This is a genomic window from Aeromonas sp., assembly GCF_050633025.1.
Classification (GTDB): domain Bacteria; phylum Pseudomonadota; class Gammaproteobacteria; order Enterobacterales; family Aeromonadaceae; genus Aeromonas.
Genome location: NZ_JBODRQ010000117.1, coordinates 1 through 10,430, shown reverse-complemented (window position 1 = coordinate 10,430; position 10,430 = coordinate 1). Strand labels below are relative to the sequence as shown.

Genomic DNA, 10,430 nt, shown 5'->3' with positions numbered 1-10,430 from the left:
TGCAGCAGCATCGCAGTCTCGCCAAGGTCTATGACTTCTACGAGCAGCCGCTGGGCCACGTGCAGTACACTATCGCCAAGTTCTACCGGATTGATGGTGGCAGCACACAGAACAAGGGGGTTGCGCCGGATATCAGCTTCCCGACACCGGTTGCCCCGGAAGAGACGGGCGAGAGCCGTGAGTTCAATGCGTTGCCGTGGGACAAAATTGCCTCCGCCAACTATGAGAAACTCGGCAACTTCGCCAGTGTACTACCCAAGTTGCTGGCGGCCCACGATGCCCGGATTGCCAAGGATCCCGAGTTTTCCTATGTGATGCAGGACATCGCCGACTATAAGGAGGAGAAAGACAAAAAGTCGGTCTCCCTCAACGAGGCGGAGCGTGTTGCAGAGCAGGCGAAACAGGATGAGAAAGCGCTCAAGCGTACCAACGAGCGTCTGGCACGTCTTGGCAAGCCGGCGCTGAAGAGCCTGGATGAATTGCCTGCTGATTTTGACGTGCCCGATGAGTACCTCATTGAGGCGGCCAATATCACGGCGGATCTGGCCAAGGTCAGTAAACGCGGCTGATAAGACGACCCGCCATGTACCAGGGCGACTACGGTCGCCCTTTCTTTTTGTCTGGCGTATCTGACGTAATGCAAATTGTTTGACCCCGCCAGTTGGTTGTGACAGCCTCTTTCTCGCCTTTAACAAGCGTGGAAGCAGACAATAATGACCGATCACTCCCAGGCCATGACGGCCAAATATCGCCAGGATTATCAGGCGCCGCTCTACTGGATCGACACCATCGACCTCGATTTCCAACTGCAGGAGCCGCTGACCCAGGTCACCGCCATCACCCGCATTCGTCGCAACGGCGAGCACAATGCGCCGCTCGTCCTCGATGGTGAGCAGCTGACCCTCAAGAGCGTTGCTATTGAGGGCATTCCCTGTGACCACTACGAGCAGGGCGAGAGCAGTCTGACCCTGTTCAACCTGCCTGACGAATGTGTGCTGACCATCGTCACCCTGCTGGATCCGGCCGCCAACACTGCGCTGGAAGGGCTTTACAAGTCAGGCGATGCCTACTGCACCCAGTGTGAAGCGGAGGGCTTTCGCCGCATTACCTACTATCTGGACCGCCCCGACATTCTGGCGCGCTACAGCACCCGCATCACCGCCGACAAAGCCAAATATCCCTTCCTGCTCTCCAACGGCAACAAGGTAGATAGCGGCGATCTGGATGGCGGCCGTCACTTCGTGCAGTGGCAGGATCCTTTCCCCAAACCGAGCTACCTGTTTGCCCTGGTGGCCGGTGATTTCGATGTGGAGCGCAGCCACTACACCACCAAGAGCGGTCGCAAGGTGGCCCTCGAGATCTTCGTCGACAAGGGCAACCTCGATCGCGCCGGTTTTGCCATGGAGAGCCTCATCAACTCCATGCGCTGGGATGAGCAGCGTTTCGGCCTCGAGTATGATCTCGACATCTACATGATAGTTGCGGTGGACTTCTTCAACATGGGCGCCATGGAGAACAAGGGGCTCAACATCTTCAACTCCAAGTTCGTGTTGGCCAATCCAGCCACCGCCACCGACAGCGACTACCACGGTATCGAGCGGGTGATCGGTCACGAATATTTCCACAACTGGACCGGCAACCGTGTCACCTGTCGTGACTGGTTCCAGCTCAGCCTGAAAGAGGGGCTGACGGTATTCCGGGATCAGGAGTTCTCCTCCGATCTGGGCTCCCGTGGCGTCAATCGCATCAACAACGTGCGTACCGTCCGCGGCCCGCAGTTTGCCGAAGATGCCGGCCCCATGGCGCACCCGATCCGCCCGGATGTGGTGATCGAGATGAACAACTTCTACACCCTGACCGTCTACGAGAAGGGGTCGGAAGTGATCCGCATGATGCACACCCTGCTGGGGGAAGATGCCTTCCAGGCCGGTATGCGCCTCTATTTCGAGCGTCACGACGGCTCGGCCGCCACCTGCGATGATTTCGTGCAGGCGATGGAGGATGCTTCCGGTGTCGATCTCGGCCGTTTCCGTCGCTGGTACAGTCAGTCCGGCACCCCCGAGCTGACCGTGACCGACGAGTACGATGCCGCCAGCGGTATCTATCGCCTCCACGTCAGCCAGCACACCCCGCCGACTCAGGATCAACCGCAAAAGCTGCCGCTGCACATTCCCCTCGATATCGAGCTTTATGACGAGCAGGGTGTCGTCATTCCTCTGCAGTATCAGGGCAAGGCCATCGGCAACGTGCTCGACGTGCTGGAGTCAGAGCAGACCTTCATGTTCGATCAGGTGCCGGTCAAACCGGTTCCCTCCCTGCTGCGGGACTTCTCCGCACCGGTCAAGCTGCATTTTGATTACAGCGATGAGGCGCTCGCCTTCCTGATGCGTTTTGCCCGCAACGAGTTTGCTCGCTGGGATGCGGCCCAGATGCTGATCAACAAGGCGGTGATCGACGGGGTGGCACGGGTACAGCACGGGCAGGGGATTGAGCTTTCCCAAACCCTGTTGGCCGCCTTCGTCGCCATTCTTGACGACAGCGATCTCGATTTGGCCCTCAAGGCGGAAATCCTGGCGCTGCCCGGTGAGGCGACCCTGGCCGAGCTGTTCGAGGTGGCCGATATCGATGCCATCCATCAGGTGCGCGACGCGATCCACACCCGTCTTGCCGAGGCCTTTGGCGCGCGCTTGGCGGCGACCTATCAGAGCCTGAGTCTGAATGGTTATCAGGTGGTGCACGCCGACATGGCCAAGCGGGCTCTCAAAGGGGTGGTGCTGGGCTATCTGGCTGCGCTGGATGCAGAGCATGCCGATGCGCTGGTGCGCGAGCAGTATGCAACTGCCGACAACATGACCGACACTCTGACGGCGTTGCAGGTGGCCAACGGCTATCTGTTGCCATGCCGCGCTGCGCTGCTGGCTGATTTTGAAGGCAAGTGGGCCAAGGATGGACTGGTGCTGGACAACTGGCTGCGGCTGATTGGCAGCAAACCGGCTGCCGATGTGCTTAGCGAAGTGAAACAGGCGATGAGTCACCCCACCTTCAGCATTCGCAATCCGAACCGGCTGCGGGCGCTGATCGGCAGCTTCGCCATGAGCAATCAGGTGCAGTTCCATGCGGTGGATGGAAGCGGTTACCGCTTCCTGACCGATCTGCTGATCGCGCTCAACGAGGTGAATCCGCAGGTGGCCTCCCGCCTCATCACTCCGCTGATCCAGTTCAAGCGACTGGATGAGGCGCGCAAGGCGCTGATCCGCGCCGAGCTGACCCGTCTTGCCAACCTTGAGGGGCTGGCACGGGATCTGTTCGAGAAGGTAAGCAAGGCGCTGCAGCAGTAAGTGTCGACGGGGCAGGGGCGTGAATGCGCCTGCCCCCATAGTGTGATTTGTCGTGTGATCAGGAGCAAGCGTGAAGCAGTTTACTTTTCGGCTCTCATTGAATAGTGATGAGGTGATGCTGATGTATCAGGGCCATGCCAGACGGCTGGTGGTGCGCAGCGAACAGGGGCTGACCATCGAGCTTGGCATCGATAAAATCCGGCCTTTTGTCGCTATCAGCGGGGTACATGGCTATTTTCGGCTGAAAACCCAGGACGATTACCGCTTTATCAGTCTCGAACGCATAAGTTAACAAAAATAGAACAGATTACCGACTGTTTATCTGCTTTGCGTCACTATCTATCCAGAAACTGGCACAAAGGTAGTTGGAATTTCTGTGTTTTGGGTTATTTGCAAAATTTCTCACAGTTTAAGCCGTGATCTGTACCTTATTTTTAACATCTCATTAGCACCTTTCCTCGCCTTCCCTTATCCAAGCCATTACACTTCGCAACAACTCTGCACCAGCGGGTAACCAGGGTGGTTGCCTCTGCATCGGTGGTGAATGTCGTCCGATAAGGAATATAAAAATGGCATTGAAAGACGCCCCTACTTCAGTTCTGCTCGAAAACGTTCTCGGTCTGATCCATCAAAAATTGCCCAAAAACAGTGCCTCTCTGGTCGAATGCTTCGTGGCCAAGTTTTACGGCAACATGGCGAGCTCCGACATGCATGATCGCAATGACAGCGATCTCTATGGCGCGGCCCTGAGCCTGTGGAATGCGCTCAATCAGCGCAGCGGTACCGATCCCTACATACGGGTCTACAACCCCGAACTGACCCGCCACGGCTGGCAATCGCCCCATACCATCGTTGAGGTGATCCTGCAGGATTCGCCCTTCCTGGTGGACTCCATCCGGATGGCGCTCAAGCGACTCAATATCACTGCCCACATGATGCTGCACCAACCGCTGCACCTCATTCGTGGTGCGGATGGTAAGATTGACGCCATTCTAGCGCTCGACAACACCGACGGGCAGACCTCGGTTGAAACGGCATTCCTTATCGAGATCGATCACCTCACCAGCGAGGAGCAGATGGCCGCGCTGGCTGCAGAGCTCAACTCGGTGGCCGGTGAAGTAGCGCTGGCAGTCGGCGACTGGCAGCCGATGCTGGCCAAGCTCAATGAGATCATCGACGAACTGCCCAAGCGCAAGCACCCGGTCAGCAAGGAGGAGGTGGCCTCCTGCGTTGCCTTTCTCAAATGGGTGGCGGCCCACAACTTCACCCTGATGGGGTATCGCCGTTACGACGTCAAGGCGGTGGAGGGGGATCACGAGATCCTGCCGCAGGCGAGCTCCAGCCTGGGGTTGATGAAAAACTCCATCAAGGAGGTGGGTCAGCGTCTTGGCAACATGCCGGCCAGCGCCCGTCACGCCGCCCTGAGTGCTGACCTGCTGATCCTCACCAAATCCAACAGCAAGTCCCGGGTGCACCGTCCGGCTTATGTGGATTACATCGGCATCAAGCGCTTCGACGAGCATGGCAAGGTGATCGGGGAAGATCGCTTCATCGGCCTCTACGCCTCTTCCATCTACAACACCAGTGCGACCCAGATCCCGCTCATCAGCCATCGTCTCGAGCGCATCATGGCCGCCTCCGGTCACGAGAAGGGCTCCCACGCCTACAAGGCGCTGCTGAACGTGTTGGAAACCTATCCCCGTGACGAGCTGATCCAGGCCCGCGAAGAGGAGCTGTTGGCCACCGGTCTTGGGGTGCTGGAGATGCAGGAGCGGGACATGCTGCGGCTGTTTGTGCGCCGCGATGTCTATGGCCGCTTCTTCTCCTGCATGGTCTATGTCACCAAGGAGCGCTACAACACCGCGCTGCGGATCAAGACCCAGCAGATCCTGCAACAGTATTTCGGCAGCAGCGAAGAGGTGGAGTTCAACGTCTACTTCACCGAAGGTGTGCTGGCGCGGACCCACTACATAGTGCGAGTCAACAACAACAACGTGGATGTGGATGTGAACGAAGTACAGAACAACCTGATTGAAGCGGCCCGCAGCTGGGACGACAGACTCGACTCAGTGCTGCTCTCCCACTATGGCGAGGCCCGTGGCAACGAACTGCGCCGCCGTTTCAGTACTGCCTTCCCTCGCGCTTACAAGGAAGATGTGTTGCCTGGCTCTGCCGTGGCCGACATCATGGCGCTCGATAACCTGAGCGAGGCCGAGCCGCTGGGCATGCTGTTTTACCGCGCCCAGGAGGAGGAGAACGACCGTCGGGTACGTCTCAAACTGTTCCATCGCACCGAACCCATTCACCTCTCCGATGTGCTGCCGATGCTGGAGAACATGGGACTGCGCGTCATCGGCGAGACCCCGTATCAGGTACGCACTCCGGGTGGCGATCTGTTCTGGATCCTCGACTTCTCCATGTTGCTGCACGGCGAGCAGCCCTTTGATCTGGCCCAGAGCCAGCAGCGTTTCCAGCAGGCGTTTGCCGCCATCTGGAACAAGCAGCTGGAAGATGACGGCTTCAACCGGCTGGTATTGGGGGCGGGACTGACCGGCCGTCAGGTGTCGGTGCTGCGCGCCTATGCCAAATATATGCGCCAGACCGGCGTCTCCTTCAGCCAGTCCTATATCGAAGAGACTCTGACCCGTTATCCCGATATCGCCCAGCTGCTGTTCACCCTGTTCGAACAGCGCCTGGATCCTGCCGGCAAGCAGGACGCCAAGGTGCCATCGCAAGATGCCAAGGCATCCGCCAAGCTGCACGAGGAGCTTGCCGCCAAGCTGGATCAGGTGGCCAACCTCGATGACGATCGTATCATTCGCCGCTATGTGGAGATGATTGACGCCACCCTGCGCACCAACTACTACCAGCTGGACAAGGCGGGCAACATCAAGCTCTACATCTCCTTCAAACTGGCGCCATCCAGCATCACCGACATGCCGCTGCCGTTGCCGAAATTCGAGATCTTCGTCTACTCGCCGCGGGTGGAAGGGGTGCATCTGCGCTGGGGTAAAGTGGCTCGTGGCGGTCTGCGCTGGTCCGATCGCAAAGAGGACTTCCGCACCGAAGTGCTGGGTCTGGTAAAAGCCCAGCAGGTGAAGAACACCGTCATTGTGCCGGTGGGGGCCAAGGGCGGTTTCTACTGCAAACAGATGCCGGTGGGGGCACCCCGTGCCGTCATCCAGGAGGAGGGTAAGGCCTGTTATCGCCTGTTTATCCGCGGTCTGCTCGATGTGACTGACAACATCATCGGCGGCGAGGTGATCCCGCCCAAATCCGTGGTGCGCCACGATGAGGATGACTACTACCTGGTGGTCGCTGCCGACAAGGGGACTGCCACCTTCTCCGATATCGCCAACGAGATCAGCCTCGAATACGACCACTGGCTCGGCGATGCTTTCGCCTCCGGCGGCTCGGTCGGTTACGACCACAAGAAGATGGGCATCACCGCCCGTGGTGCCTGGGAGTCGGTCAAACGGCATTTTCGTGAAATTGGCGTCAACTGCCAGACCACCGACTTCACCTGCGTCGGCATCGGCGATATGGCGGGGGACGTGTTCGGCAACGGCATGCTGCTCTCCGAGCTCACCCGACTGGTGGGCGCGTTCAACCACATGCATATCTTCGTTGACCCCACTCCGGATGCGGCCAAGAGCTTTGTCGAACGCCAGCGCCTGTTCGATCTGCCGGGCTCCAGCTGGGATGACTACAACCGCGAGCTGATATCACAGGGCGGCGGCATCTTCCTGCGCTCGGCCAAGTCCATCAAGCTCAGCCCGGAAATGCAGACCCTGCTCGGCACCGACAAGGCCAGCATGGCGCCGAACGAGCTGATCAAGGCGCTGCTCTGCCTCAATGTCGACCTGCTGTGGAATGGCGGCATTGGCACCTATGTGAAGAGCGCTCGGGAGAGCGATGGGGAAGTGGGCGATCGCAGCAACGATGCACTGCGAGTCAATGGTCGCGATCTGCGGGCCCGTATCGTGGGTGAGGGGGGCAACCTCGGCTTTACCCAGCTTGGTCGGGTGGAGTACGCCAGTCAGGGCGGTCGCATCAACACCGATTTTACCGACAACGTGGGCGGGGTGGACTGCTCCGATAACGAGGTGAACATCAAGATCCTGCTCAACCAATTGGTGGCGGCAGGGGATCTGACCCTCAAGCAGCGTAACCAGATGCTCTATGAGATGACCGACGATGTGGCGCAGATCGTGATCACTAACGCCTATCGCCAGTCCCAGTCCATCTCGGTCACCAGTTTCCGCGGCTCTGAACAACTGAAAGAGCAGCAGCGCTTCATCCAGGGGCTGGAGCGGGAAGGCAAGCTCGACCGTGCGCTGGAGTTCCTCCCCTCTGATGAGGAGCTCTCCGAGCGGATGGCGGCAGGGCAGGGTCTGACCCGCCCCGAACTGGCGGTGCTGGTGGCCTACGGCAAGATGGTGCTGAAAGAGCAGCTCAACTGCCCGGAAGTGACCGACGAACCGTTCTTGGCCAACATGCTGGTCACCAGCTTCCCGGCCAAGGTGCAGCAGCAGTTTGGTGCCCAGCTGGCCGATCACCCGCTACGCGGCGAGATCATCGCTACCCGGGTGGCCAACATGCTGGTCAACGACATGGGGCTCAACTTCGCCAGCCGGATGAAGGACGAGACCGGAGCTTCAGTCGCCGAAGTGGCCTGCTGCTTCGCCATGGCCCGCGAAGTGTTTGGCATGAACCAGCTTTGGCGCGATATCGAAGGGTGCGACAACCTGGTGGATGCCCAGACTCAGCTCGAGCTGATGTTCTACAGCCGCCGCATCGTGCGCCGTGCCACCCGCTGGTTCCTGCGCGCCCGCAATCGCAGCTGGAGCATCAGCGAGAACATCGCCTTCTTCCGCCCGGCGTTCGAAACCTTAGGGAAGCACCTCTACGAGGTGATGGATGAGAGCGAAGTGGCCGAGCATCGTCAGGCTGTTGCCAAGTGGATGGAGAAACAGGTGCCGGAGGCCATTGCCCGTCAGGTCGCCCATATGAGCAGCCTCTTCTCCAGCCTGGATCTGGCGCAGATTGCCGCGGAGCACAAGACCGATATTCTGAGCGCCGCCAATGTCTACTATCGCCTCGGAGCCAAACTGGATCTTCACTGGTTCCTCGACCAGATCAACCATCAGCCGGTCGGCAACCATTGGCAGGCGATGGCGCGAGCCTCCTTCCGCGAAGATCTGGACTGGCAGCAACGCAGTCTCACTTCTGTGGTACTGGAAGGGTGCAAAGGAGAGGGAGAATGCGCTACCATACTGGCCGACTGGATTTCGGAGCATGAGCAACTTTTGTCCCGTTGGACCCATATGTTGGCCGACTTCAAGACCACCAGTACCCACGAGTTCGCCAAGTTCTCGGTGGCCTTGCGAGAGTTGAACCTGCTTCAGTTGAATTGTCGGGCACTTTAATTGCCAGATTAAGGCATGATACCGACATTACACCCAAAGCCCCGGCCAGTTGCCGGGGCTTTCTTTAAGGAGCAAAGATGTTGTACCCCATCGCCAGGCATTTCCTGTTCAAGCTCAATCCGGAACAGGCGCACGATCTCTCCATGAAATATTTGCCCCGCCTTCTCGGTACGCCACTCGATTGTTTCTTCCGCCAGAATTTGCCGAAACGCCCCATCACTGTCATGGGGCTTTCTTTTGCCAATCCGGTGGGATTGGCGGCCGGTCTGGATAAAGATGGTGAGTGCATTGACGCGCTGGGCGCCATGGGATTTGGCTTTATCGAAGTTGGTACCGTCACCCCCAGACCCCAGAGCGGCAATGACAAGCCCCGCTTGTTCCGGGTTATTCCGGCAGAGGGGATCATCAACCGGATGGGATTCAACAACAAGGGGGTGGATCATCTGGTGGCCAAGGTAAAAGAGGCCAAATATCAGGGGGTCATCGGCATTAATATCGGCAAAAACAAAGATACTCCCATCGAACAGGGCAAGGATGATTACCTGATCTGCATGGACAAGGTTTATGATCATGCCGGTTATATTGCCGTCAATATCTCTTCCCCCAACACCCCTGGGTTGCGCTCGCTGCAATATGGCGAGGCGCTGGATGAATTGCTGGCCGCCCTCAAGGTGCGTCAGCAAGAGCTGGCCGCCCAATATAAAAAGTATGTGCCGCTGGCGGTTAAAATTGCCCCGGATTTAAGCCTTGAAGAAATAGGTCAGGTGGCCGCTTCGCTGGTACGAAATGGTATTGATGGGGTTATCGCCACCAATACCACCCTCGAGCGTGAAATGATTTATGACATGCCCCACGCCGGTGAAGCGGGTGGCCTGAGTGGTCGTCCGCTGCAGCACAAGAGTACCGAGGTGATCCGTCATCTGGCCAAGGCGCTCAATGGTGCTCTGCCAATTATCGGGGTGGGTGGTATTGATAGTGCCATGGCGGCTCGGGAAAAATTGGCCGCCGGTGCCAGTCTGGTACAAATTTATAGCGGCTTTATTTATAAAGGACCGGGGTTGGTCAAAGAGATTGTGACCAATATTTAAGAAATAGATGGCGGAGCCCTTTATTTGACGTTGCTGATTTCCTGCATATGGAATAAAGTCAACTGGTAATTATCAAGTAAGGGCTCCAACATGTTTATCCAACCGACCGATAGCTGGCAATGGCACTATGATGCCCAGAATGACCGTCTGATGTTGGACCTGTCTGATAACATGTTATTTGCCACCGAGTATCAAGGGCGACAATTGGTGCCCTGTTCCTTTGCTACCCAGTCTTTTTGTGTCGATGATGCCGCCCTCTATTATCAGTTGATGGATAAAGCCGCCGAACTTGAGTGGAGTATTCCTCATCAGGTTCAGTTGGTGCTTAATGCCATCGCGGTCAGTCGTTTTTATAAACCCCTGATGCCGCAAAGCTGGTTTTTTAGTGAACAGCATCCGCAAGTGATCCCGCAAAACGGTGATCTGGTCCTGATGAATACACCCCATGGCAACGGCGAATTTATGGTCATTGAGGCAGGGGATCAGGCCAGCGTCTGTTTGAACCTCACTGCCGATCTGGTATTGACCACCAGCAAAACCCTGCCGCGTTTCGGGGTGATCAAGGTGATGAATAA

General features: G+C 57.7%; 6 protein-coding genes. All 6 read left to right on the top strand.

Features of this window, described 5'->3' with window-relative positions; all coding sequences use genetic code 11:
* The coding region (locus ACRAUW_RS14150; RefSeq protein WP_431362788.1) for a carboxy terminal-processing peptidase at positions 1-569 on the top strand (569 nt) is incomplete at its 5' end.
* A gap of 144 nt (positions 570-713) precedes the next feature.
* Positions 714-3,338, top strand: coding sequence for an aminopeptidase N (pepN, locus tag ACRAUW_RS14145; protein ID WP_431362787.1), 2,625 nt, complete (start codon positions 714-716; stop codon positions 3,336-3,338).
* A 70-nt stretch (positions 3,339-3,408) separates the two neighbouring features.
* On the top strand, positions 3,409-3,630 hold the full coding sequence (locus ACRAUW_RS14140) for a DUF2835 family protein (RefSeq protein WP_431362786.1): 222 nt from the start codon (positions 3,409-3,411) through the stop codon (positions 3,628-3,630).
* Positions 3,631-3,907: 277 nt separating this feature from the next.
* On the top strand, positions 3,908-8,767 hold the full coding sequence (locus ACRAUW_RS14135; protein ID WP_431362785.1) for an NAD-glutamate dehydrogenase: 4,860 nt from the start codon (positions 3,908-3,910) through the stop codon (positions 8,765-8,767).
* A gap of 77 nt (positions 8,768-8,844) precedes the next feature.
* Complete coding sequence (gene pyrD / locus ACRAUW_RS14130; protein ID WP_431362784.1) at positions 8,845-9,855, top strand: quinone-dependent dihydroorotate dehydrogenase; 1,011 nt, start codon at positions 8,845-8,847, stop codon at positions 9,853-9,855.
* A gap of 90 nt (positions 9,856-9,945) precedes the next feature.
* On the top strand, positions 9,946-10,430 hold a 485-nt coding region (locus ACRAUW_RS14125), incomplete at its 3' end, for a cell division protein ZapC (protein ID WP_431362783.1).

Excerpts from the sequence above, each read along its gene's own strand:
- pepN (WP_431362787.1), top strand. The coding sequence starts at position 714 with ATGACCGATCACTCCCAGGCCATGACGGCCAAATATCGCCAGGATTAT.
- ACRAUW_RS14135 (WP_431362785.1), top strand. The coding sequence starts at position 3,908 with ATGGCATTGAAAGACGCCCCTACTTCAGTTCTGCTCGAAAACGTTCTC.
- pyrD (WP_431362784.1), top strand. The coding sequence starts at position 8,845 with ATGTTGTACCCCATCGCCAGGCATTTCCTGTTCAAGCTCAATCCGGAA.